Source organism: Pseudescherichia sp., assembly GCF_031987975.1.
Classification (GTDB): Bacteria; Pseudomonadota; Gammaproteobacteria; order Enterobacterales; family Enterobacteriaceae; genus Pseudescherichia.
Map to the genome: position 1 here is coordinate 115,262 of NZ_DALZYX010000006.1, position 24,892 is coordinate 140,153.

At 48.9% G+C, this 24,892-nt stretch carries 23 protein-coding genes; 13 read left to right on the forward strand and 10 right to left on the reverse strand.

Annotation, left to right across the window (positions count from 1 at the left end; translation table 11 throughout):
• Positions 1-104: 104 nt before the first annotated feature.
• Both RTN40_RS12185 and RTN40_RS12190 read right to left on the reverse strand, forming a co-directional pair.
• On the reverse strand, positions 105-1,082 hold the full coding sequence (locus RTN40_RS12185) for a 5'-nucleotidase (protein ID WP_312228693.1): 978 nt from the start codon (positions 1,080-1,082) through the stop codon (positions 105-107).
• Positions 1,083-1,138: 56 nt separating this feature from the next.
• Positions 1,139-2,116 (reverse strand): HrgA protein, encoded by a 978-nt coding sequence (locus RTN40_RS12190; RefSeq protein ID WP_312228694.1) that lies wholly within the window; start codon positions 2,114-2,116, stop codon positions 1,139-1,141.
• A gap of 1,253 nt (positions 2,117-3,369) precedes the next feature.
• Between RTN40_RS12190 and RTN40_RS12195 the strand changes: the two genes are divergently transcribed.
• From RTN40_RS12195 to RTN40_RS12205, 3 genes are read left to right on the forward strand one after another with little or no spacing between them, the layout of a single operon-like run.
• Positions 3,370-4,683, forward strand: a complete 1,314-nt coding sequence (locus RTN40_RS12195) for a hypothetical protein (RefSeq protein WP_312228695.1) — start codon at positions 3,370-3,372, stop codon at positions 4,681-4,683.
• A gap of 15 nt (positions 4,684-4,698) precedes the next feature.
• On the forward strand, positions 4,699-5,655 hold the full coding sequence (locus RTN40_RS12200; protein ID WP_312228696.1) for a glycosyltransferase: 957 nt from the start codon (positions 4,699-4,701) through the stop codon (positions 5,653-5,655).
• A complete protein-coding gene (locus tag RTN40_RS12205) occupies positions 5,652-6,053 on the forward strand; it encodes a GtrA family protein (protein WP_312228697.1) in 402 nt (133 codons plus the stop codon). The genes RTN40_RS12200 and RTN40_RS12205 overlap by 4 nt, the downstream gene beginning before the upstream one ends.
• Positions 6,054-6,112: 59 nt before the next feature.
• On the opposite strand, the gene RTN40_RS12210 is transcribed toward RTN40_RS12205, so the two are convergent.
• Entirely contained in the window at positions 6,113-6,538 is a 426-nt protein-coding gene (locus RTN40_RS12210) for a DcrB-related protein (protein ID WP_312228698.1), read from the reverse strand.
• Positions 6,539-6,898: 360 nt separating this feature from the next.
• Between RTN40_RS12210 and RTN40_RS12215 the strand changes: the two genes are divergently transcribed.
• The 5 genes from RTN40_RS12215 to RTN40_RS12235 all read left to right on the forward strand — a co-directional run bounded on the left by RTN40_RS12215 (position 6,899) and on the right by RTN40_RS12235 (position 12,591).
• Positions 6,899-7,441, forward strand: a complete 543-nt coding sequence (locus tag RTN40_RS12215; protein ID WP_312228699.1) for a hypothetical protein — start codon at positions 6,899-6,901, stop codon at positions 7,439-7,441.
• Positions 7,442-7,514: 73 nt separating this feature from the next.
• Positions 7,515-8,240 (forward strand): molecular chaperone, encoded by a 726-nt coding sequence (locus RTN40_RS12220; RefSeq protein WP_312228700.1) that lies wholly within the window; start codon positions 7,515-7,517, stop codon positions 8,238-8,240.
• 62 nt (positions 8,241-8,302) lie between these two features.
• Complete coding sequence (locus RTN40_RS12225; RefSeq protein ID WP_312228701.1) at positions 8,303-10,735, forward strand: fimbria/pilus outer membrane usher protein; 2,433 nt, start codon at positions 8,303-8,305, stop codon at positions 10,733-10,735.
• The gene (locus RTN40_RS12230; protein ID WP_312228702.1) at positions 10,710-11,630 is read left to right on the forward strand and encodes a fimbrial protein; all 921 of its coding nucleotides are present in this window, start codon (positions 10,710-10,712) and stop codon (positions 11,628-11,630) included. Before RTN40_RS12225 ends, RTN40_RS12230 begins: the two co-directional genes overlap by 26 nt.
• Positions 11,631-11,901: 271 nt before the next feature.
• Positions 11,902-12,591 carry a helix-turn-helix domain-containing protein gene (locus RTN40_RS12235; RefSeq protein WP_312228703.1) on the forward strand — a complete coding sequence of 230 codons (690 nt, stop codon included), beginning with the start codon at positions 11,902-11,904 and terminating at the stop codon, positions 12,589-12,591.
• A gap of 486 nt (positions 12,592-13,077) precedes the next feature.
• On the opposite strand, the gene RTN40_RS12240 is transcribed toward RTN40_RS12235, so the two are convergent.
• Positions 13,078-14,115, reverse strand: a complete 1,038-nt coding sequence (locus tag RTN40_RS12240) for a hypothetical protein (RefSeq protein ID WP_312228704.1) — start codon at positions 14,113-14,115, stop codon at positions 13,078-13,080.
• Between the two features lie 163 nt (positions 14,116-14,278).
• Here RTN40_RS12240 and yghU point away from each other — a divergent pair, with 163 nt between their 5' ends.
• Complete coding sequence (yghU, locus tag RTN40_RS12245; protein WP_312228705.1) at positions 14,279-15,145, forward strand: glutathione-dependent disulfide-bond oxidoreductase; 867 nt, start codon at positions 14,279-14,281, stop codon at positions 15,143-15,145.
• A gap of 130 nt (positions 15,146-15,275) precedes the next feature.
• Positions 15,276-16,253, forward strand: coding sequence for a sensor domain-containing diguanylate cyclase (locus RTN40_RS12250; RefSeq protein ID WP_312228706.1), 978 nt, complete (start codon positions 15,276-15,278; stop codon positions 16,251-16,253).
• Here RTN40_RS12250 and RTN40_RS12255 read toward each other — a convergent pair.
• From RTN40_RS12255 to RTN40_RS12265, 3 genes are all read right to left on the reverse strand, one after another.
• Positions 16,250-17,890 carry a methyl-accepting chemotaxis protein gene (locus tag RTN40_RS12255; protein WP_312228707.1) on the reverse strand — a complete coding sequence of 547 codons (1,641 nt, stop codon included), beginning with the start codon at positions 17,888-17,890 and terminating at the stop codon, positions 16,250-16,252. The two genes, RTN40_RS12250 and RTN40_RS12255, sit on opposite strands and share 4 nt — an antisense overlap.
• Positions 17,891-18,573: 683 nt before the next feature.
• On the reverse strand, positions 18,574-19,470 hold the full coding sequence (gene yghX, locus RTN40_RS12260) for a YghX family hydrolase (protein WP_312228708.1): 897 nt from the start codon (positions 19,468-19,470) through the stop codon (positions 18,574-18,576).
• A 71-nt stretch (positions 19,471-19,541) separates the two neighbouring features.
• A complete protein-coding gene (locus RTN40_RS12265; protein WP_312228709.1) occupies positions 19,542-20,063 on the reverse strand; it encodes an ESA_00282 family adhesion-associated protein in 522 nt (173 codons plus the stop codon).
• Between the two features lie 103 nt (positions 20,064-20,166).
• Between RTN40_RS12265 and RTN40_RS12270 the strand changes: the two genes are divergently transcribed.
• The 3 genes from RTN40_RS12270 to RTN40_RS12280 are packed head-to-tail and all read left to right on the forward strand — an operon-like array spanning position 20,167 to position 21,965.
• On the forward strand, positions 20,167-20,580 hold the full coding sequence (locus RTN40_RS12270; RefSeq protein WP_312228710.1) for a hypothetical protein: 414 nt from the start codon (positions 20,167-20,169) through the stop codon (positions 20,578-20,580).
• Positions 20,564-21,025 carry a cytoplasmic protein gene (locus RTN40_RS12275; protein WP_312228711.1) on the forward strand — a complete coding sequence of 154 codons (462 nt, stop codon included), beginning with the start codon at positions 20,564-20,566 and terminating at the stop codon, positions 21,023-21,025. The genes RTN40_RS12270 and RTN40_RS12275 overlap by 17 nt, the downstream gene beginning before the upstream one ends.
• A 43-nt stretch (positions 21,026-21,068) precedes the next feature.
• Positions 21,069-21,965 (forward strand): SDR family oxidoreductase, encoded by an 897-nt coding sequence (locus RTN40_RS12280; RefSeq protein WP_312228712.1) that lies wholly within the window; start codon positions 21,069-21,071, stop codon positions 21,963-21,965.
• Positions 21,966-22,024: 59 nt separating this feature from the next.
• On the opposite strand, the gene exbD is transcribed toward RTN40_RS12280, so the two are convergent.
• From exbD to RTN40_RS12295, 3 genes are all read right to left on the reverse strand, one after another.
• A complete protein-coding gene (gene exbD, locus RTN40_RS12285) occupies positions 22,025-22,450 on the reverse strand; it encodes a TonB system transport protein ExbD (RefSeq protein ID WP_312212107.1) in 426 nt (141 codons plus the stop codon).
• Positions 22,451-22,456: 6 nt separating this feature from the next.
• Positions 22,457-23,191, reverse strand: a complete 735-nt coding sequence (exbB, locus tag RTN40_RS12290) for a tol-pal system-associated acyl-CoA thioesterase (protein ID WP_312228713.1) — start codon at positions 23,189-23,191, stop codon at positions 22,457-22,459.
• Between the two features lie 161 nt (positions 23,192-23,352).
• Positions 23,353-24,882, reverse strand: coding sequence for a glycoside hydrolase 43 family protein (locus RTN40_RS12295; RefSeq protein WP_312228714.1), 1,530 nt, complete (start codon positions 24,880-24,882; stop codon positions 23,353-23,355).
• Positions 24,883-24,892: the final 10 nt, after the last annotated feature.

Genomic DNA, 24,892 nt, shown 5'->3' on the forward strand with positions numbered 1-24,892 from the left:
TTATTGCAAGACTATCTTCGGCAGTATAACTGCCATCTGAAAAAAATTCGTGACCATGATGATAGTTCTGCCCCGACTCATCGGGGCAATGACATTGACATAAATTAAGCTGGTTTGACTGACAATATTTGCTGATATAATGGCGAGCGAGAAGCATAAGGTACTCGACCTGAAGGGACATATACTGATGCTGGCTCAAGGTGGACATCTTGATCATCAAAAAATATATGAGGATTGAAAGCTTTAAGTATTTTTGTTTTCTCAACCCCACCTAGAAAGAATGCCTCATCAACATTTATCCCCCAAGCTCTTAATGTTTTTATAACTCGTAGCTCGGATGGGCTATTTCTTGCTGTAACAAGAGCAATTCTTATCGGTGAATAATCTACTCTTGCAGGTAATCGGTCTTGTAATCTCGCTATTTTTTTTAGCAGCATTGCATAAGGACCTTCCGCCAATGGTTCATTTTGCTTAGCATTTTCTTGTGCATGGAAACTGTTTATTCCTTTCGTTTTATAAACAATCTCACTGGACTCATCGAATAAGACAGCATCACCATCAAAGGCAATTCTTACCTGATCTTGCGGATATTTTATAGATTCTTTTGGCGGTTCCTTTAAAATAGCTACTGCACAGGCGTTTGAGTCGATAACACGCTGTGCATCATCAATACTGGTTGTAAGAAAAAGATCCACATTGAAAGCCTCAAGATAATCAACCACCGTTTCGCCACCTGTGAATACTGACCTTGTTATATCTACTCCTTTTTTTCTTATATTGTTCAATATCATAAGTCCTGTATCAGGACTATTTCTTGACATAACCACCACTTCAACAAGAGGAGATTTGTCAACTTCTTTTTTATACTTATTTAGCCCCAGCAAAGCCTCTACCAAGGGAAATCCAGTTCCAGGAAGCAACTCATCATTCTCATGCAAAAGCATGTAGTCTCTGTATTGCTCAATTGCTTTTTCTGGATTGTTGGAACAGAATTCCTTAAAAAGATTATCTGATTCCTGCATATCAAAAAGTGCTGTTGAGCTAATGCCAATGACCAGTGTATTAGTCAAATCATAAGCCATAACAATCTCCTAAGACCTTTATTAGTTAACATTTACAATTGATTAATAGAAAAAATCTATTCATATTCAATACCCCATTCGTTTATTTTTAATTTTTTGTTTAACGAGAATTGGTTTATCAAATCAATATATTCTTTAAAGTCTGAATTCAATTCAATAAGGCGATTAATAGTTTGCCAATCTAAAGTTATTTTTTCTTTTGCTTGAAGAAGGACCTGACTTTCAGACGGATTATGTACATCGAGGAGGATAACGCCAATACCGTGTGCCGCATTCAGAACAGTTAACTCATCAATACAGTTATTCTCAATGCTTGCAGCTACAAGATAACCATAGTGAGACCATGACGAGTTAGAAACGGTCTGAAAGTATGCCTCTCTCACATTCGAAATAACTAAAGATTTTTTTACTTCAAAAGACCAAAGAAAAGCACGTTTACCACCAAGAATTGAAACCGCATCCTTAGCCAAGGACGACCAATTATGACCAACATCCTGGATCCCAATAACATCTGGATGTATCCACTTATTACTCTTGAAGGCTCCTTTTTTGGATTTCTTTTCATCTACACGACGAACATGCACGTTCAATGAACTCGAAGTATACTCGCTTAAAAGAGGATATAATTCATGCTCAGAATAAAATTCGCCATGGGGGTCAGAAACGTCAGCATCATCCGTGACAAAGATATCTTTATTTAATTGTATGCCCTTTGCCTCATCATCTGACCAAAGATACTTTCTAGGTTTTCCTGCAGTCACATTAATATGAGCATTTCTCTTAATCAGAGAAGGTCTTTGGGCACCTATCTCTGCCGCTACCTGGGAGATCAGGTCTTCATCACTCAAAAGATGTTCTGATGAAGCAAGTTTCTTTTCTGCGTATTCAGGAAAGCTTTCGCATACCTTGATTGCCAACTGCCTGACGGTAAACGGAACATTAGGTCTTGCCTTAAGTACGTACAAAGTCATACCAATCAATGATTTAAATTTATGATTAACAAGAAAATCTAAGTCAGCTTTTATTTTGTTCACACCTTATCCTTTTGTACTTCAATGAGACCAAGAGCTTGGAACAGCAGAAGTCTTCTCCATTTTCTCCAACTATATCAAAATTACTCTACGCAGTAGTAACCTTAGTTACTGTAATTGCTTTAAGTGAGGTTTACCGTGACTATCTCAAACTTTCAATATGTTCACGATCTAGCCTATGTCATGAAATATCAAGAGCTTTCGAATAAAACAAACTTATCTTAGTTAACCTTAACCTGAGGACGTCAGCTGTTGCAGCTCATAACTAGCAGAATCAGCCTAGATATCTCTGAAGAGCTAATTGCTTTAACTTGCTCATGATGAAGTTCTCTCACCTAACGCAATATAGCTGATAGAACTTGGATACGAAGGTGGGCCATTTTAAACCATGGCAATTTGATGGTAGGAGTATGGTAGCTTCGAAACGCTGTGTTTGAACCTCATCTAAGGCTTGTAGCACCAAACTTAAACATTTTTTCTCAAGGTAAACCAGTAAAAAACTGTTAGTGCTGATGGATCGTTTGGCCTCTTTTAAAGGGATTGAAAATCCCCGTGTCCTTGGTTCGATTCCGAGTCCGGGCACCACTCTTTCTTAACCCTCGCCTTCGGCGGGGGTTTTTTCGTTCTGGAAAACGGACTCTTCATCGAACTCCGTTCGATTACTCGTCGCATCCCTGCGACTCGCCCTGCGGGCCAGCGCAAGCGCTGTGCAAAAACGCTCCCGGCGTTTTTGTCCGAGTCCGGGCACCACTCTTTCTTAACCCTCGCCTTCGGCGGGGGTTTTTTCGTTCTGGAAAACGGACTCTTCATCACACTGCGTTTTGGTACTTGTCACATCCCTGCGAGTCACCGTGCCCTGGCTCCAGTAAATCATTCTGGTTCTGCTTATCCATAATGAAAATTATATTACGATAATATTTATCAGTTCACACACATCACAGCGAAGAGCGTTTTACAGAATTTATTAATACGCCAATATTACAGCAAAGCATCTTTCCAACCTCCTCACTTATAACGCCATTAGCATTACAAGATTATGAAATATTCGCTTTCTTTAATCTTTTTCAGTTAATATCATCTATTTCTTTATGAATCTTTTCCTGGCACTGAGGCTATAGGTAACTTGTTGCGGAAATTACCCCCGGGAGAGCGATACTACCAACTTTACCAGGCTGCAAAATGCTTGCCTGAATGGCTCGCCTATGGGATGATATGCAGCCTTAAGCTCCCGACATTCCTCAAGATTAGATAACCCCATGCCAATTTCAAAAAGTTGTATAAAAGCAGCGATTCCACAAGTTGTTTTGGCCGCGCTAGGACTGATAATCACCTTACGGGCATTCTTTCCTGGATTAGTCAGCAGCGACGCGTTGGATCAATACCAGCAAGCAACAAGTTTTATTTTCAATGATTGGCACCCGCCGATCATGGGTTTTATCTGGGCCATCACTAATGACTGGATACCCGGACCATTTGGGATGCTGTTACTTGAATGTTTTTTGTATTGGGGAGCTTTGTTACTCCTGTCCCTCTCCATCCCGCAGGCCCATAGAAAGCTCTCAATAGCTGTTCTTATCGTTGGCTTTATGCCGTTTACCGTCGGTACACTTGGCCATATCTGGAAAGATGTACTTCATGGAGTCACCTGGCTCTGTGCCGTAGGGCTTATTGCCGTGGCCGATGCCCGAAAGGAAGGAAAACAGAAAAAGCTTCTGCTTCTGGCTGGATTTTTACTCCTGATTGGCAGCATGACCCGCTTCAACGCCGTATTTGGTCTGTTACCACTGGTGTGGTTGCTTTTCAATAAAAGCAAAATAGCCGTAGCGAAAAAGTGGGCCGTCATTTTTTTCATTTTCCCAGCATTTACGGTTCTCTCAACTACGGCATTTAACTACGGTTTTTTAAATTCTGCGAAATCTCATGTCTACCAGTCACTGATCGTTTTCGATATTGGCGGGATTTCCCACTTTACTGAGAAAGACTATTTCAAAGAAGACTGGAAGAGCGATGAAAAAAGCGAGTTCCTTTCAACCTGCTACCATGCTAGCGCATGGGACGGTTACGCCTGGGGGCCTTGCGGTTTTGTTCTCCAGAAATTACACACTTCCGGATCCTGGACTGACGGCTCGTTAATGAAAAAGTGGCTTAGCGCCATTTATGAGGAACCGGGTGCCTACCTGCAGCACCGATTCGGAAATTACATGAGGCTGTTATGGCATCCAAATTCCGTATTGGAAGACCAGACGGCAAATAATACGCTGGGCTTTAAGTATGAAAAAACAGGTCTGTTCAGAGTGCTTCAGACAACGACGAACTTACTTAAACATACGCCCTTCTTCAAACCTGGATTCTGGCTTATCGCCTCCTTGCTATTTACGCTGTATGGCCTGTATGCCCGTAAAAGTTTTTCCAGAGATATTTTTCTTGCATTGAACATGTCAAGCTTCTTATATCTTCTTGCGTACCTTGTTGTCGGGGTTGCCTCAGATTTTAGATATGCATACTGGTCAATTCTGGCAACGTCGGCAAGCGTGCCGTTTATCTTACTGTACAAAAAAACAACGAAATAATCTAATGAGGTTAGCATGTATTACCGTGGTCAGCATGTGGCGTTAATCGTTCCCTGTTACAACGAAGAAGCAGCAATCGAAACAGTCGTTCATGGATTTCGTAATGCCATGCCAGAGATTGATGTCTACGTTTTTGATAACAACTCGACGGATCGAACAGCTCAGGTTGCGACAAATGCCGGAGCCAAAGTCGTTTCTGTGCAGCTGGCAGGTAAAGGAAATGTTGTACGCCGCATGTTTGCCGATGTCGATGCTGACATTTATGTCATGGTCGATGGAGATGCTACGTATGATGCAGGAGCAGTTCGTAGCCTTGTCGATAAGCTACTGGATCACCATCTTGATATGGTGGTCGGCTGCAGAGAAACTAAAGAAGAAATTGCAGGTGAGGCTTACAGACACGGCCATCAGTGGGGCAACTATGTCCTGACGAAAAGCGTTGTTAAGATGTTCGGCGGTAATTTCACCGACATGCTCTCTGGCTACCGGGCTTTCACGCGGAGATATGCAAAATCATTCCCTGCCCTTTCCAATGGTTTTGAAATTGAAACTGAGCTAACCGTGCACGCTCTGGAACTTCGCATGCCGTATGGCGAGATAATGACCGCCTACGGAGCGCGTCCGGAAGGATCTGTCAGCAAGCTGTCTACCTACCGGGACGGCTGGAGAATATTAAAAACGATCGGCAAGCTCTATGTTAGCGAACGCCCTTTTGCCTTTTTTGGGATTTGTGGCTTGGTTCTGGCATTGATATCGATACTGCTTGGGGTCCCGTTGCTGATGGAATATCTGCGTATTGGACTTGTGCCACGGTTACCAACGGCCGTACTGGCAGCATCGATTATGATGTCTGCGGCGTTATCATTCGTCTGCGGATTAATCCTGGACAATGTGACCCGGGGTCGGCATGAGATGAAACGACTGGTCTATCTCGGGATCCCCTTACCCCGCGTGGATGCAGAGAAAAAATGAGAATTCTGAGAGAATTTTTTTTCTTCGGGATTAGTGGCGTCATCGGTTTCTTAGTTGATACCGCGGTGCTTTACCTGTTACGCGACTATTGCGGGCCATTCATCGCACGTGGTTTCTCATTTTTCGCGGCAGTTTTCGTGACCTGGCTTTTCAATCGCGCTATTACGTTCAAACAAAAGCGCTCAGGGATGAAGCCGAAAAACGAATTTTTTTCATATCTATTTCTTATGCTGGGCGGGGGCGTAGTGAATTATGGCGTCTACAGTTGGCTTATCACCGCATACAAAATAGCGCTGGAAAACCCAATTATTGGTGTTGCAGCAGGGAGTATCGCTGGCATGGTGGTCAATATCGCGACGTCAAAATTTATCTTGTTTCGCAAAGATATCGACTCGTAACCTGTCCAGCAGCCGCCGTCGCTAAGCAGACGGCGGCCTTACTCAAGCGTTCCTCTACGTTATTCCAGATCTAGCGTCGCCTTCACGCACTGCCAGAAGATTTCATCCTCCAGACTAAATGCCCGCTGCATGACGCAGGTCACTATGACGATCCGATTTCCGGACAGCAGCACGGCCACCTGCCGCTGATGACAGACGCCATCCTGGTGAGGATAGAGTGCAGAGGTTTCCCTTACAGGGCAGCCCGGCAGATGGGGTAACGTCGTGCTGACGGGCTCTGTCTGTTCAAAATGCGCGATCTTCGTCGCCAGCATGGCATACTCTGCTGCTAGCTCTTCATCGAAAGTACGCCCGTTCGATACGCGCCCACGGGTCACCACCAGAGAAGCGGATCTGTGCGCGTTTTTTATAACGTGCATGGTGCGGTCAGACCATCCTTCCCCTTTGAGCACAAACCGGCCATCATTCATCTGATAAATTGTCATGATGATTTACCTCCTGTTAATTGCTCGGGAAAAGAGCATAATAGTGAGCGTTAATGATTACGTTCTCTCCCGGTGTGAAGTGCTAGCTAGCCAAACATACCATTCAGTTAAAGGATAAGCGCTAAAACGCCTTCTCGATCAACAAAAGAAAATGTCTTAAAAAGGACAATAATTAAGTTCAAAGATGGCATTTTTTATTTAAACCGTCGCGTCAAAATATGTATTTAAAACTGAAATTAAATTAACCACCATTGACTCCTCCCCCCTGTACTTTTGAGTACATTCAAAATGCTTTCGTGAAAATGGGGATGAAGATATCCTCACCCGGCTATATTTTACGTGTATCTTGATGAGGGATTTATGAAACAAAAAATAATTTCTATGTTAATTGGCTCAGCTGCCATCTTATCTTCTGCATCTTCTTTCGCGGATAGCGGAACCGCTAATATTCATTTTAAAGGCACGGTAGCTAACATGAGCTGCACAGTTCAGGTTAATAACGCATCCGGAGATGCCTCTCTGGAAATGGGAACGATTGACATATCTAAAGTAGCCGTAGGGGGTGCCAGCGATCCTTATGCATTTGAAGTTGAGCTAACGGGTTGCCCATCAAGCATGCAAGGTGCTGAAGTTACCTTTATGGGTACGCCATCTACGGATAATCAATATTTCTCCGTGAATGGTACTGATGATAGTCTTGGCCTGGCCATATCAGATACAACCAGTGGAGAAAGTGCAACTACCGCCCCAGTTTTACCCAACGTATTGGATCCGTACGGCATGCGTAAAGATGGTACAAACGGCTTTAAAGGAACTTATACTGCACAGCTAGTTAAATTGAAAGAGGGTGTTACCAATACATCCTTTGATGTCTCCACCTCAGTTAACATTGCCTATATGTAATATTTTTATTTGAGTGGCGTGTTTATAGGACAAATACGCCACTTTTTTACATACTACAGTTGCGAAAAATTTTATGATTACCTTTAGTAAAATTCTGGCGCTTCCTCGCCATCTTTTCACGTTATCTATTCTATTTATACCAATGCTTGGCCAGGCATCCGTTACGTTGGGAAGCACCAGGCTGGTATACCATGAGTCAGACGACAGTATTACTCTTCAGCTCAATAACTATGATAACCAGCCCTATCTGCTTCAGTCCTGGGTAGCGCTTACGCCTGATAACCTCTCTTCAACGCAGACGGCAAACCAAAATGTACCGTTTATCGTTACGCCTCCCCTTTTCAGGATGAATGGCGGAGACAAGAATGAACTCAATATTGTAAAAACCTCCGTATCATTACCGAGCGATCGCGAGTCGATTTTTTATCTTAATGTAAAAGCTATCCCGGGGCATTCAGACAAAGCTGGCAACAGCCTGATGATTGCTGTCAAATCCACGCTCAAGCTATTTTATCGTCCGGCCTCTCTCTCCGATGAAGGAGTTGAAGCAGCATGGGGCCAACTGGTTTTCGTACAAAACGGTGGGCAGCTAACGGTCTCTAACCCCTCCCCCTACTTCATTACGTTTTATTCCCTTACGGCAAATGACGCCCCGATTAAGGTGGGTAAAAATGCCATGATCCCCCCTTTTGCTCATCAGACCTATGCCCTGACGGCTCACCACGTCAGTAACGTTTCCTGGCAGACAATCGGTGATTTAGCGCAGGTATCAAAAACTTATACTCAGGCGCTGCCCTGAAACGGGTTTTGGTCGCTATTGTGATGAGAGCGAATACCGTTACGTTTTATGCCGGATTCCTGATGCTGTTCATCCCATTTTCCGCCCGCCCGGCAAACTACACGTTTAGTGCTGATGAACTGGAAAACACCTCACAAACCACGGTCAAAAATATCGATGTCGCCCAATTCAATCACGTTACCTGGCTGCCAGGCATCTATTACGTTTCCGTGAGACGCAACGGGCAGGCATACAACAAAATGAAGATCAAATTTATCGCGAAAGAGAAGGGTTTGACACCACTGTTAACGCCCCGCCAGTGCCAGCTCCTCGCGCTGGATCTCACGCTTGCTAAAGGCCCTAAAATAGCTTCTGCCGATTTGCTGGACATAACCACGCGTTTTCCTGGCAGCAGTGCGCAGCTTGATCTTAGTAAGCTGCAGTTAGCTATTAATATTCCGCAAATTTATCTGATACAAAACGATGATGCCGATTTTAATGTGCCACCGCTGCAATGGGACGAAGGGATTAATGCTCTGCTGTTAAACTATGACGTGAGCGGCAGCCAGGTCAGTACAGACGACAGCGCGTTCCACGCCGGGGATCGCTTTTTGAAGCTCAACGGAGGGCTGAACCTGGGTGCCTGGCATATCAGAAGCCAGGGTACGCTTGATAAGCCTGAAAATGGGAAAACAAGCTGGGATGCGAATGATAGCTGGCTTCAGCGTGATATCGCAGCCATTCGTAGCACGTTATATATCGGAAACCGCTCAAGTGACGCCACGCTATTTGATGGCTTCTCGTTTACCGGTGTGTCGCTCTCGTCAACGGACAATATGCTTTCCGATAAGTTACAGGGTTATGCCCCCGTCGTCCGCGGAATTGCCAGAACGGCAAATGCCCGAGTTCGCATAAGCCAGAACGGCAGCGTGATCTATCAAAGCTACGTGCCTGCCGGTGCATTTGAGATTAAGGATATCTATCCGCAGTCGGGCGCCGGAGAACTACTGGTTAGCATTAAAGAGACCGATGGCAGCGAGCATCACTTTTATCAGCCCTGGGGAAGTGTGTCGGTTATGCAGCGGCCAGGGCATTTGAAATACTCCCTGGAAATGGGCCGCTATGATAACAGTGGGCAGTCGGAACATCCCCGGTTTTATCAATCTGCTCTGTTCTATGGTCTGCCCTACTCCATGACGCTGTTTGGCGGTATTCAGCTTGCTGAAGAGTATACTGCCGTCGATCCTGGGTATGCTGTAAGCGTGGGAAAATTAGGCGCGCTCTCTTTAGATGCGACGATGATGGAAAACCGTCTGTCCAGAAACCGGATAACGCATGGCAAAAGCTACCGGCTGCAGTATGCCGCCAGCCTGGTTCCCACCCGCAGTGATATTACCTTGTCCTGGGCCTTCTCTCCTGATGAAGGTTATCTCTCCTATACCAACGCCTTGCAAAATCGGAATGACGATAGCGCAACCTATTCCAGCCAGAAAAGCAAAATACAATTAGCCGTTAATCAGCCGATCTTCGACTCCGCCTCCCTGACGCTCAGCCTGTGGAAAACAGAGTATTGGCATAACTCTGCGGATAAAAATCTGTCGCTGGGTTACAACCAGACCTGGCACAATCTGACCATTAGCGCTGGCTGGAGCTGGACGCAGAACGAGGATGGCAGTTCCGATCAGCAGCTGGTGGCTAACGTGCAAATCCCGCTCTCTGCGCTATCGGATAGCGCATGGCTGAATACCGGTATCAGCGTTCAGCGGCCGGGCGCGCCCTCGCAAAGCCTGGCGGTGAACGGGGATAACACACTTGATGATAATGACCTGGCGTGGAATATAGGTGCCTCCCAGGGTAATAGCGAAAGCCGCAGTTTCAACGCCAGCGGTGATTATAAGTCCCGCCACGGTGAGTATCAGGCCAGCTATAGCGACAGCGCCGACAGCCAGAAACTGACCTGGCGCGCACAAGGCTCGTTTCTGGCATCGGCCTATGGCATTACCGCAGGTCAACCCTTTGATAGCACAGACACGTTGGCGCTTATTAGCGCTCCTGATACTGAAGGATTAAAAGTTGCAGGCAGCCCCGGCGTGGCTACCGATGGCTCGGGTCTGGCCATGGTATCAGGGCTTCAGCCCTACCGGGATAATACCCTCACACTTGAACAAGAAGGAATCGCTGGCGATACCACCCTCGACAACACGGGTGTCCATTTGACGCCTACGGATGGTGCAGTCGTTCTGGCGCAGTTTACTGCCCATACGGGAAAAAAGCTGCTTGTTACCCTACGCCGGCCTGATGGCACGCTGGTGCCGTTCGGTGCCACTGCCACTGCGGGTGGGCAAAGTAATGAAGGCATCGTTGACGATCGCGGTCAGCTCTTTTTGTCCGGCGCCCCCGTCAAGGGCGAGATTGTCGTGAGCTGGGGCGATCCGCATCAGCAGTGCCGCGCGGGTTACCAACTCCATCTACAAAAAGGGAGGCATCTCTATGAACTTAATCTGGTTTGTGCGTAGCTTAGCCGGAACAGCCATGGCCATTCTGTTCTGGTCATCCTGTGCTATCGCAGAGTGCGAAGTGACTCAAACCAACGTGATGCGATTCACTCTGCCCACTATCAGCCTGTCTGGCGGAGAGAGTAACGGCAGCATTCTGGCTCAGGTGACCCAGCAGATCCCTGCCGATCCCGTTAAATCTGGGGTTTCCTGTCATTCCGGCGGGACGATGCGAGTGTTTGCTACCCGGCCGCTGGTAATGGATAACGAAACCTTTGCTACAGGCGTGCCCGGGATTGGCTACAGGTTATTTATCGATAACCAGCCGGTACCGTGGAAACATTCTATAGCCTGCGAAGGAGAAGCATGTCAGCCGAGCTGGCCGACGTCGTCTCAAGTGGAATTGCAGCTGGTACGGACGGCTTCTCATGCCGCTGCTGCGGGTCGCATCAGACCTGGCATCTACGGTATTGTTCGTGGCGACAGGGGTAAGCCTGCCCTATTAATTACTCTTGCTCAAGGTATCGTTATTGAAAACTCGGGATGTAATCCCCGGGTTCAAACGGTAAATTTAGGTACCGTCGGTACCAAATCTTTCCCTTCTTTGCTTACATCATCGAATCGGGTACCGTTTCGGGTGGAGTTCAACTGCCCACTTCCTCTGCATCTGGGTGCAATATGGGAAGGAGAGAGGGATCGGTTTGGGTTATTAAAACCGTTAGCAGGCAGAGGACGGGCCGAGGGCATAGGTATTCGTTTACGAGATGATAGCGGCGCTTCTATAACCCTTGCGCATCCGCTGACTGCTCAACAGCATGATAAGGCACTCAATTTCAGCGCTGAAATGGTGCGCACTGGAGAGGTATCGTCTGGCAAAGTTGACGCTATCGCAACATTACATCTCATTTACAAATAGCAGCGAGTTATGTATTAAATTTTATTAATCTTTCTCGTTATTTTCAGATCCCCCGGCTTATTACAATGCCTGTATAATCTCTTAAGCTCATGATAAAAAGTATTGCCATAGAACTTTAAATAGGGATTTCCTTATAAATAACAGTAACAGGAATTATTACCCACTCTCAATTATCTGCTTTTTTCACTAGCAACTCATATTGTGTAAGATTGACAAAAGCACAACGTTCTATATTATCTGAACACGTACCACCCTAATAAATGGAGTCTCGATGAAAACGCAGATAACTGACAATGATGTCTTTGACCACTACTTTAGTTTCGCAGTTAAATCAAAGCCAATGAAGGCTATTGAAACAATTTTTTCACACGTACTACCCTATGGAAAAAAGATATTATTAAAAAAAGGCAAGCATTACCGGCTTAATGAAGAAGATGAGGGTGTAGGGGTTATACTCATTACTGACGGACTGGTTTCTGCTATCAACGCTGACTCCGGCCATTTTATTTCTACTCTCTACCCTCCCACTATCATCGGCTTAAGCCACGGATACGGTGCATATTATAACGTCCCGGGAACGATACGAAGCACCTTGCATGCAGAAACAGACGCCACTTTATATTTCGTTCCATTGCAACTGTTTGTTAATACAGCAGATAGAAAAGAGCTATGGCATCATGTCGCCAGAATTTTAGCACATCGGATAATAGCCATGGTCAATAAAGAAAGATCTTATATCGGCATGGATTCCTATAGCATTATAAAATCCGTGATTCAGGAGGTATGGCTTTATCCAGACACCTATCGTTCGCAAATAAGCCTGCCAAAGTTCATTCAAAAAAGATCGGGTCTTTCACGCAGTAGAATTATGAAAATTCTTTTTGATCTCAAACTTGGCGGCTATATAAACATTACGAATGGGAAACTCCTTTTTGTCGGCAAACTCCCTTCATCCTATTAAGGTATTCTGATACCCTATCTCCCCTCAGGATTTAAGAGGTTTTCTGGTAGAGTTCATTCCGCGATGGCGTTCTCTCTGTGCTTAATGGAACTAATATAGTGTATAAAAAAACAAACTGCTCTAAATTGCACTATTAGCGGACCCTGCACACGGCACCCGCCAAAATAACATTACGTTTTTATGACTGACTCAGAAATTAGCCGATCGGTTGTCTGATATACAACGCTATATCCAAACTCTCATCTGCTGGCAGAGCACCCTTTATCAGCTCTTTGTCCTGATGCTGCGCCACTGGGGGATGATCACATGATATCAATATTAGTATCTACCCCAATGTTACCCGGCACATAAAAATAGGAATAAAAATAAATTGTTTATCATAAAAGTAAGTCAGGCCCAAATAAAACCGCCAGCAAAACAATAAAACATGCTGGCGGTTAAAATCGACGCGTAAATAACTCATAATTACATAAAATCAAGCTATATCTAACTAACGCTCACAATCTCAGGTGGGCATTCATTCACCAGGGCAACACCGCTGTTTCCAAACTGATCGTAGAAATATATTTTCACCGATCCGTTATGATCCTGCCCACTGTCGTCTCCCTGCAAATCGTAGTAACTGGCAATAAAGCTAATGTCCCCCTCTTGCTGATCTACGCTAACCGTCGCTTCGATCATTGGCGTTCCGCTGCCCGCCCCTTCACGAAAGTTGATTTCAACGTCATAGCTGCTTTTGCCCGGCGATACTGAAGGAAAATGTGTGTTTTGAATCTGGTCATATTCTGGTTTTTCCTTGACCATATAGTAGGACAATGGCTCCAGAGCAGTACTGTCTGCCGCATGCTGACCATCAAAAGCTATGATTTTAAAGTAATCATCATCAATATAAAGAGCATACAAATCAGAATGAAAACCAGAGCCACTTGATTGGTTATGATTTACATGAACGGGAACAGAGTTTAACCTCTCAATTATATTTAGCGCCGTCCGCCGTCCGCCATGATTGCCATACAGCCTTTCCGGATAGCAGCAGATTTGCACATTCGTTTTTATACCTGAACCGAGCCTCGACGTTTCATAAACCACCGTTTGTGGGGATTTGTTTCTATATGAAATATAATCTAAACGTAACGCTACGCTTTCGGACCAGCCGCCCACGTTTATGCTACGGTCAGATTGCAGATAAAATGAATAGGTGTAATCATAAATCCCATTATCAACAGACGCACCACTTCCAGAGGATGATTGGAGGGAAGGATCGAACACCGAATTGTATTGTCCCTTATCTACCTCCGCCAGATATTTTAGGCTTCCGCTATCTGTATTATTAATCAACTGGAGGACGCTCAGCACCTCATCGCTATCGGGACCGGGTTGCGCTGCATCGAGAAGCGTAAAAGAGAGGCCTACAGTGAGTAAAACCTGATGCCGGCCATTCACAAACAGGTGGGCTTGGGTACTATTCGAATACTCAGACCATATTTTTATATTGCTGATTGAATCAACGTTTTCCCATGACATAATTTCCTACCTCATTAAGTGATAAAACACACTGTTGCCTTTTATGCTAAGCATAGGCATCGCGTTATTTGCGTAAAGTGTCTGTTTTACACAGTACCAACCAAAATCCCGGCAGCCTCATGCCTGCTACACTGCTTATCACATCAATGAAAGGGGAATCGCTATGTCAGACAACAGCTATCAGCCACCGAAAGTGTGGACGTGGGATAAATCCGGCGGCGGCGCGTTTGCCAATATTAACCGTCCGGTCTCCGGCTCGACGCATGAAAAAACGCTGCCGGTGGGCAAACACCCTCTGCAGCTCTACTCTCTTGGCACGCCGAACGGCCAGAAGGTCACCATTCTGCTGGAAGAGCTGCTGGAGAGAGGTGTCAGCGAGGCGGAGTACGATGCCTGGCTGATCCGCATCGGCGAGGGGGACCAGTTCTCCAGCGGCTTTGTTGAGGTAAACCCGAACTCAAAGATCCCGGCCCTGCGCGACCACAGCACCACGCCGCCAACCCGCGTCTTTGAGTCCGGTTCGATTCTGCTCTATCTGGCGGAAAAGTTTGGCCACTTCCTGCCAACAGATCCGGCAGGCCGCGCCGAAACCTTGAACTGGCTCTTCTGGCTGCAAGGGTCTGCGCCATTCCTCGGCGGCGGTTTCGGCCATTTCTATAGCTATGCGCCGGTAAAAATTGAGTACGCTATTAACCGTTTCACCATGGAGGCTAAGCGCCAGCTCGACGTGCTTGATAAGCAGCTTGCACAACACACATTTATTGCGGGAGACGAGTATACCATTGCCGATATGGCTATCTGGCCGTGGTACGGCAACGTCGTGCTCGGTAACGTTTACGACGCGGCAGAGTTTCTTGATGCCAGCAGCTATACCAACGTGCTGCGCTGGGCAAAAGAAGTGGCTAAGCGTCCCGGCGTACAGCGTGGCCGCATCGTTAATCGTACCAACGGACCGCTTAACGAACAGCTGCATGAACGCCACGATGCCAGCGACTTCACCAATAATACGGAAGATAAACGCCAGAGCTAATGCTTACCGACCGGGCATATCCCGCCCGGTCATCTTTTTGGCTCGATTAATCTTCTCTTTTTCACCTACTGTATTTACAACAAAAAAATAACTAGTAAGAATGCTTTTTATTTATACCTAATCGGTGGGTATGTCTGAACTCGCGCTTAAGCAGCAGATCCAGAATCTGAAGAAGCACAATGCCCGTCTGGTGCGGCTGGCGCGTGACGCTCGCAGCAAGCTCAGCGCAGCGCTGGACGGTACTGGTCTCTGTCTGTGGCAGCTGGACGTGCCCAGCGGCAAGCTTATTATCTATAACCGTCGCTGGGGTTCGATGCTAGGCTACCAGCCGAAAGAGTTGAGTGCGCACTTTGAGGTCTGGAAAGAGCATCTTCACCCCGACGACAGAGATCGGGTGCTGGATGCCTTCTACGGCCATCTGCACGGCAAAACCCCCTTTTATGAAGCGCTACACCGGATGCAGCATAAAAATGGCACCGTCACCTGGGTGCTGGATCGGGGACGCGTCAGCGAGTGGGACGACAGTGGCCAGCCGCTGAAGGTCACCGGCACGCATATCGACATGACCAAAGAGAAACAGTACGAGGAGCAACTCGCCCTGCTGGCAAACCACGATCCCCTTACCGGCCTTGCCAACCGCCATGCTCTGATCCAGCATTTCGAGGCGTTGAAAATAGCGGGCGCGCTCTGCGTGGCGTTTATCGACCTTGATGATTTTAAGACCGTGAATGACACCTTCGGCCACCGTAGCGGGGATGAACTGCTGATGCAGCTTAGCCAGCGTCTGCGTGAGACCTGCCCATCGGGAACGATTGTCGGGCGGCTTGGCGGGGATGAGTTTGTGCTGCTGCTGCCCTTTACGCTGAGTGATATCCAGGTGAGCAATGCCGCACGCGACTGTTTACAGGCAGCACTGACGCCGTTTGAACTGGATAACGGCACCGCAAACGTCGGCGCCTCGATCGGCATTGAGCAGGCACTGCCGCAGGATGATTTTGTCAGCGCGCTGGTTCGCGCCGACCAGGCGATGTATCAAATTAAGCATGCCGGTAAAAACGGCGCGGCACTGGGTGCCACACCGCTCGCGGGGTCTACTAAAAGCGTTTAGAACGCGACCCACTCATCTTCTGCCGGAGCCGCCACTGCCGCACGACGCATCGCAGGCGCGTTTACTGGCGCTGCCGCCATTTCCCGATCGTTAGCAGAGAGACGGAACCGCTGTACCGAACGCTGCAGCTCTTCGGTCTGACGCTCAAGGGCTGCTGCTGCTGCAGAAACCTCCTCCACCAGCGAGGCATTTTGCTGCGTTACGCTATCCATCTCGGTAATGGCAACACCTACCTGGGAGATGCCTTTGCTCTGCTCGGCAGACGCGCTGGCAATCTGCTTCATAATAGTGGTCACTTCCGTTACCGCCCGCAGAATGCCCTCCATCGTGGTGCCAGCGTCATTAACCAGCTGCGCCCCCCTATCGACCCGGCTGACAGAGTCGTTTATCAGCGACTCAATCTCCTTCGCCGCATCGGCGCTGCGGCTGGCAAGATTACGCACTTCACCCGCTACCACGGCAAAGCCACGTCCCTGTTCGCCCGCTCGTGCCGCCTCCACCGCCGCATTGAGCGCCAGAATATTGGTCTGAAAAGCGATGCTATTGATGACCGTGGTGATCTCAGCAATCTTCTTCGAGCTATCCGAGATGTCGTTCATCGTGCCGATCACCTCATCGACCAGCGCGCCACCTTTGCTTGCTCGCGTTGAGGCAACGTCCGCAAGCTCGCTGGCCTGACGTGCGTTGTCGGCATTCAGTTTAACCGTCGCGGTCAGCTGCTCCATGCTGGCTGCCGTCTCTTCCAGCGCCGCCGCCTGCTCTTCCGTACGGGAAGAGAGATCGTTATTGCCACTGGAAATTTCAGTCGCCCCACGCCAGATATTGTCGCTGCCCTGGCGAATAGAGCTGACAGCCTCACGCAGACTATCCTGCATCGCGCGCAACAGTGGTACCAGCTGACCCACACAGTTGCGGCCCAGATCCTGTACCGGCTGGCTGAGATCGCCCTGGGCAATAATGCGGAAGTGCTCACGGATGGTTGCCAGCGGTTTCACCAGCATGGCGACCAGATAGCGATCGGTGAAGAGTAGGATCAGCAGGCCGAGGATCACCGCTGCCAGAATCAGGGTGCGGGTCACGTTAGTCTGTCCGTCTACCATGACCCGGGTATCATCAAGCCTTGCGCTGGCGGCAGCGTTAAAGGCTTCTGCCGCCGCACCAAACGCGCGGCTTAGCGCTGGCGTCACGTTACTCGACTGCTGGCGATACGCCTCCAGCGCCCCCTGCTGTGCCAGCTGAACCTGCGGCGTCACGCCCTGATCCAGCAGCGCCTGCCAGCTGGCAAGCGTCTGAGCAGAAACCTTCGGATCCATCGGTCCCGGTGAGATGGCTTTCAGCGCCTCCAGCTTCGTTTTCATGTTATCCAGCGCCACTTGCACCTGTGAGAAATCCGCGCTGCCACCGGCGGCTTTCGTCTCCAGCACGCGTGACAGGCGAGTGACCACGCGGAAGTACTGATCGTTGCCCTGGCTCAGCAGCGTCATCTGGGTAACCAGCTGGCGATCAATGTCATTTCCTTCAGCGACTTTCGAGAGCGAGAAAACGCTATACAGTCCGACACCCGACCATAGCAGGCAAAAGACGCCGAGGATAACCAGCAACACCAAACGAATGGTGAAGTTTTGCAGCATACGCATAATTAATTCCTTGCCGATAAGGGGGATACTTATTGTCGCAAGCGACGTAGCAGGGTTATCGGCATGTTAATGACAATATGTATAGTGACACGTAATTTTTTTGATCAAAAAACGTGCTGTGGATTGCCTTGCTTAAAACAAGGTTTAACGGAGCATAATAGTTTACGCTCTGCGTTTACGCTTATAAATTTAAAAGAAAAAACGCATCATTAAGAATAATCTTAATTGCAACGCACTGAAAAATAAGCACAAAAAAATGATGCCTTTGATATCTTTTTTGTCATGACTTTATTCAGCAATGCTGCAATTATATTTATGACCATAAATCTTTATAAGCTTTAGTCAAAAAAAATGCATACCTTCAAATAGCATTAATCCTTTCGCTTCATATCGCATAACATATTTAAAAAATGATTCTTTGTTATTTCCTTTCTTTTTTAATAAAGCGAATAAATTCATCTTTTATTGTTCGCTGCTGCGTCAAAAAGCCAAACCAATCCTCATCAGACCGCGCCAGTCCTGACTTTATGCCTGCAGGCAAAACTTCTCTTAACCAACTGGAATCTATCCGCGCTAATGAGCAAATCTTAAACACGCTATTTTCGCCAGCAAACGATTTTGCTGGCGAAGCAGGAAACGATCACAAACCATACTATTTTAGCGGCGCTAAACTGTTACTTAACTTAACTATTATCTGTCAGGTATAATTTAAACCAGTCAAGGGTACGCTGCCACGCCAGCTCCGCGGCAGGCTGGTCATAGCGCGGCGTGGAGTCATTATGGAATCCATGGTTAACGCCAGGGTAGATATAAGCCTTATAGACCTTATTGTTCGCTTTTAGTGCCTGTTCATAGGCCGGCCAGCCTTCGTTGATGCGCGTGTCTAGTTGAGCGTAGTGCAGTAAAACAGGTGCGTTGATTTTTGGAACATCGGCAATCGGAGCCTGTCGGCCATAGAAAGGCACGGCGCAGGCCAGTTCCGGATAGGCCACCGCCGCCGCGTTCGCCACACCACCGCCGTAGCAAAAACCGGTAATGCCAACCTTACCGGTGGCGTCAGGGTGCCGCTGCATAAACTCCACCGCTGCAAAGAAGTCATTCATCAGCTTAGTGGGATCCACCTTCTGCTGAAGCTCCCGGCCTTCGTCATCGTTACCCGGATAACCCCCTACGGAGCTGAGACCATCCGGAGCCAGCGCAATATATCCCGCTTTGGCAACGCGACGCGCTACGTCCTCAATATAGGGATTCAGGCCCCGGTTCTCATGTACCACCACCACGGCAGGCGCTTTACCTTCCACTTTAGTCGGCTTGACCAGATAACCGCGCACTTCACCATGCCCGTTCGGTGAGGGATAGTGAATATACTCCGGTAAAATATCCGGATCGGTAAACTCTACCTGGGTGGCCAGCGCATAGTTCGGCTTGAGCAGATTGAACAACGCCAGCGCGGTCATGCCGCCTACCGCGTAGCGGGTCGCCAGCTGTAAAAACTCGCGTTTGGAAATCTTGCCGTGGGCGTAGTAGTCGTAGTAATCGAGCAGTTCCTGCGGGAAGTCTTTGGCGGTCAGACGCGTCATCGTTGCTCTCCGATAAGTGAATGCTTTTTAAGCAAAGCATAATGCAACGCGTTTGTCAGTCACCAGAAAGATTACTCTGCAGGAAAGGTTTTCACCTCAGTGGGATCAATTTCCGGCCGTTGATATTCGGGCCATACCAGTACCACCAGCCCCGGGTAGGCCTCGAGGCTAAACTCACGAAAGCACTGGCGTAAATTAAGCACCTCCAGATCGGCATGGGAAACCTTCTCCCCGTTGAGGCAGCGCTTTTTAATATTGTCGTAATAGCGGTACACCGCTGAATTGAGATCGCTACAGCGACGCTGAGCCTCAAATAAACCTGGCGTACCATTCAGTTCCGCCATGTTCATTCGCTTAATGGTGGCATGCAGAAAATCAATATATTCATGATTTACCCGCCAGTACCACACGGGCGTAATGGCATTCATCAGTATGGAAAAATGATCTTCGCCCTCCTCTTTCGTTAAGGGTGTTGGCTCGGCAGAGGGACCTATTTCTCTCTCTGGCGAGCTGTTATTGAACCCACGCATCATTAAAAGTACGCCGCCAGTAAGCAGCAGCAGGGCGATAACAGAATAGAAAATACTGTTCATTAGCAGGCTCCATTTTTTTTGATTTTAAAATTGCGCCATGATATTGTCAACGCAACTCACGCCCGCCCCACCTCCACCCCGTTGAAATCACAGGATATTATCAATGCTGCCCGAGAATCTTGTCCCGGCACGTTTTCACGTTTCCACGGTGAAAACGGACACGGGAGAAGCAGAAAAAGATGTCAATTTAGCCCAGGGGAAAAGAACGCTCGCCGATTATGAAAGCGATATATTAACCAATGTTAGCCCTGCCCGGCAATCACGTAATATGCTGCTGGAAGAGCGCGATCGTCATATAAAAGACAGATTATATCGGGTGGCAAAAATTGAATCCTTTAGCCGATTGCTGAACGATCTTCAGGCCACAGGTGACGTTGATTCCCAGCTTTTAAGTCAAATAATCGCGAAAAAAACCATTGAGATAAATGATGTGGGAAATGAAATTTGGCTTAATCTCATTACCCACGAAAAAGATACGCCTATGTTTTATACGCTACAGGATGATTCATGTGAATAAAGATATTGAGAATAACAATGTCTATTTGACTTTGGATGAGACAAAGACCGATGAATTTATCTTAAAGCAAAACCTGGATGCGTTAATTCACAATAAAAATGAGACCATCCAACGTATTGCCAGAGAGTCAATCTCTATTCCAGCAGCGCTGATTAGGCTGAAATGGCAGAACCGTCGTGAGATCTACGCCCTACAGGTTAAAGAAGAGATCTACGGAGCAGCAATCGATGAAATCATCGCTCTGCATCCCGACTTACGGGAAAAGATCATGACAAAACTTGAAACTCACTACCAGCATATTCTGGAACGTGAAGTCGCCACGCTGCGACTCACCCGCAAGCTTGCCGACGGCGAATATCGCACCAGGAGCGTCAACAGAGTCGCGCTTCAGGAGGAGGAGCACAACCCTACGGAATCGTCCGGTTCGCCTGCATTTCCCGCATAAGCATCTATCCTTAATCTGCATGTATCACAGATGGAGACGACTTATGGCAAACGATCAGACGAAAATTCAGGACCCTACTACCCAGTATTACACTGAGGGATACCCGAAACAGAAACAGCCCGCTCCAGGGGTGCAGGCTAAAATGGATCCCGTTCCAGACTGTGGCGAGAAGAGCTATGTCGGTAGCGGCCGTCTTAAGGATCGTAAGGCGCTGGTGACAGGAGGTGACTCCGGCATCGGACGCGCTGCCGCCATCGCTTACGCGCGTGAAGGCGCTGATGTCGCTATCAACTACCTGCCCGCAGAGGAAGAGGATGCGCAGGAGGTTAAAGCGCTGATTGAAGCTGAAGGGCGTAAAGCGGTGCTGATTCCAGGCGACCTGACGGATGAGACCTTTACACGCTCGCTGGTGAATCAGGCGCGTGATGCCCTGGGCGGCTTAGATATCCTGGCACTGGTTGCCGGTAAACAGACTGCTGTGGAAGATATTGCCGATCTCACCTCGGAGCAGTTTGAGCAGACCTACAAAACTAACGTCTTCTCGCTATTCTGGATCACCCAGGAGGCGTTAAAGTTCCTCCAGCCGGGCGCCAGCATTATCACCACCTCATCGGTAGAAGCCTATCAGCCAAACGCAACCCTGCTGGATTATGCTTCCACCAAGGCGGCCATTCTTAACTTTACCCGTGGGCTGGCAAAACAGGTGGCGGAGAAAGGCATTCGCGTGAACAGCGTTGCGCCAGGCCCTGTCTGGACAGCCTTGCAAATCTCCGGCGGCCAGCCGCAGGAGAAACTGCCGAAGTTTGGTCAGTCAACGCCGCTTAAACGCGCCGGACAGCCTGCTGAAGTTGCCGCTATTTACGTTTATCTGGCGAGCCAGGAGTCGAGCTACGTGACCGCCGAAGTACACGGCGTCACTGGCGGGATGCATTTAAGCTAATTCTTGCGTCCAACAAAAAAGGGGCCGCGCGGGCCCCTTTTTTTATCCACACGCCACGCTTATTTCGGGCGCGTTACCTCTTCACCTACCAGGCCAATCTTCAGATAGCCTGCCTGATGCAGGGTGTCCATCACCTTCATCATCGTCTCATAGTCTACGGTTTTATCCGCACGGAAGAAGATGGTGGTGTCCTTCTTGCCTTCGGTCAGGGCGTTCAGTGCATTGACCATCGTCTCATCGGTCACCGGATCGTTGCCGATAAACATGCTGTTATCTGCTTTTACCGACAGGTAGACCGGTTTTTCCGGACGCGGTTGCGGCTGGCTGGAGGAGGCCGGTAAGTTTACCTTCACGTCAACGGTAGCCAGCGGGGCGGCCACCATGAAAATAATCAGCAGCACCAGCATGACGTCGATAAACGGCGTCACGTTGATCTCATGCATTTCACCGTTATCGTCCAGATTTTCATTAAGACGCATTGCCATACGGAATTAACCTAAACGTAATTTCTGTGCGGAGTGAACTGGCGCAGCCGACGGGCTGGCAGCCAGGTCGAGATCGCGGCTCTGTAACAGCAGCACCTGCGCGGCGACGTCGCCCAGCATGGCTTTATAGCCGCCGATAGAGCGGGCAAAGATGTTGTAGATTACAACCGCCGGGATAGCGGCGACCAGACCGATTGCCGTCGCCAGCAGCGCTTCGGCGATGCCGGGTGCAACGACCGCAAGGTTGGTGGTCTGCGTTTGGGCGATGCCGATGAAGCTGTTCATGATGCCCCATACGGTACCGAACAGGCCGATAAACGGCGAGATTGCGCCGATGGTCGCAAGGAAGCCATTACCACGGCCCAGATGACGGCCAACGGCGGCAACGCGGCGCTCCAGGCGGAAGCCGGTGCGCTCTTTAATACCTTCGTTATCTTCAGAACCAGCGGATAGCTCAAGCTCGTTCTGCGCTTCGTTTAGCAGCTGCGTACTGAGACTGTTGGTGTGGAAGCCCGCGGCGATTTCGCTCGCCTGATCCAGGGTGCGCGCTTCGCTTAACAGCTTCTGCTCGCGCTTAAGACGGCGCTTATGCGAGAACATCTCCACGCTTTTGCTGAAGAAGATCGCCCAGGTGACAATGGACGCCAGAATCAAGCCAATCATCACCAGCTTCACGACGATATCGGCATGGTGATACATACCCCAAACGGAGAGATCCGTCTGCATCAAATTATTACCCACTCTGTATCTCCGGACGCAAATCACAAAATCTGAGCGTAATAATATCAAAACAGCATCGAATTGATAGTAGTTCTCATTAGTATTTACATAGTGGCGTAATTTTGGCAAAGTTTCCTTGCGCTTACGCAGTAAAAAATACCGTAAGCGCAATTTTCAGAAAATTATCGGACCTCCAGCACAAAATTATCAAAGCTGCATGCGCCAGGATCCTGTGCATCTGTCGTAGCAGCGGCAAAGATCCCTACCTTAGCGCCTACCCATTTTCCCTTGCCTGCGGCAAAGGTGCGCTGGACTGGCTGCCACGCCCCGTTATCTTCACGCCAGGCAAACTGGCAGACGCCGCCCTCCCCTACGTTCACTTTTAGCTCACAGGTTGCGCCAGAGAGCGTATGTAGAGCCTGGCGCTGCTCCCTGATGACGCCTGCATCGCTCATCCAGCCGTGGATATAGCAGAGCTGATGGCGCTCCTCGTGACGGACAATAACCAGCGCCGCGTAGCGTTCACCATAGATAATCAGCCCGCCGAAATTCTCAGGATTTGCGCCGTTGAGCGTTGCGCGCGTGCGGGCAACAAAGGCAAATGCGGGAAACTTTTGCAGCAGCAGCTGCGGGGCGGCGTAGAGCGTTCGCTGACCGGCAAACTCGGGCAGCGGGATACAGCGCAGCTGAAGCCCTTCCCTGGCCGGAACCAGCCAGTTGGGCTGGGGATTGGCCTGCCACTGCCACTGTAGCCCAGGCTTACCGGTGGCAAAATCGTCGCTGGTCTGCGGCGCATAGGGCGTCACCGCAGGCAGGCCGCCTGGCTTTTGCCAGCGCAAAACCGGCTGCCCAGCGCCTGCCTCACCAAGAGGTTCACCTATACGCGGCCAGCCATCCTCGCCCCATGACATCGGCTGGAGATGCACAATGCGGCCATAGAGGTGCGCATCTTGAAAATGGACAAACCAACACTCGCCGTTTTTCAGCTCTACCCATCCCCCTTGATGAGGGCCGTTCACAGCGGTACTTCCCTGAAAGAGCACGTTTCGTGCCTCCCACGGCCCGGTGATCTCAGGCGCGCGCAGCACCGCCTGCCAGCCGGTCTCCACCCCGCCCGCCGGCGCGAAGATATAGTAGAGGCCGTTGCGCTTATAGACCTTAGGTCCCTCCAGCGTCGGTAGATCGCAGCTGCCATCATAGATAATCTGCCCCTCTCCCTGTAACGCCGTACCGTCTGGCTTCATCGAGAAAAGCTGTAGCTTATGCTTAATGCCGCTGCGGCTATGGGCAAAGGCGTGAACCAGCCAGGCGCTACCGTCCTCATCCCAGAAGGGACAGGGATCGATCCAGCCTTTAGCGGGCTGGACGCAGTGCGGCTTGCTCCACTCTCCCCACGGATCCCGGGTATGGCACATGAAAATCCCTTCGTCAGGGGTGCTGAAAAAGACCCACAGGCGATCGTCATGCCAGCGCAGAGAGGGTGCCCACACCCCTTTTCCGGGCTGCATGACATCGTAGCCGGGAAGATCGAATGAGGTGAAGACATGGTTGACGATCCGCCAGCTGACCAGATCCGTTGAGTGCAGCACGGGCAGCCCGGGCATATGGTTAAAGCTCGACGAGACCATAAAGAAGTCATCCCCGACGCGGACGATGTCCGGATCGGAGTAGTCAGCGCAAAGGATCGGGTTTTGATAGGTATCCAGAGTCATAATGCTGCTC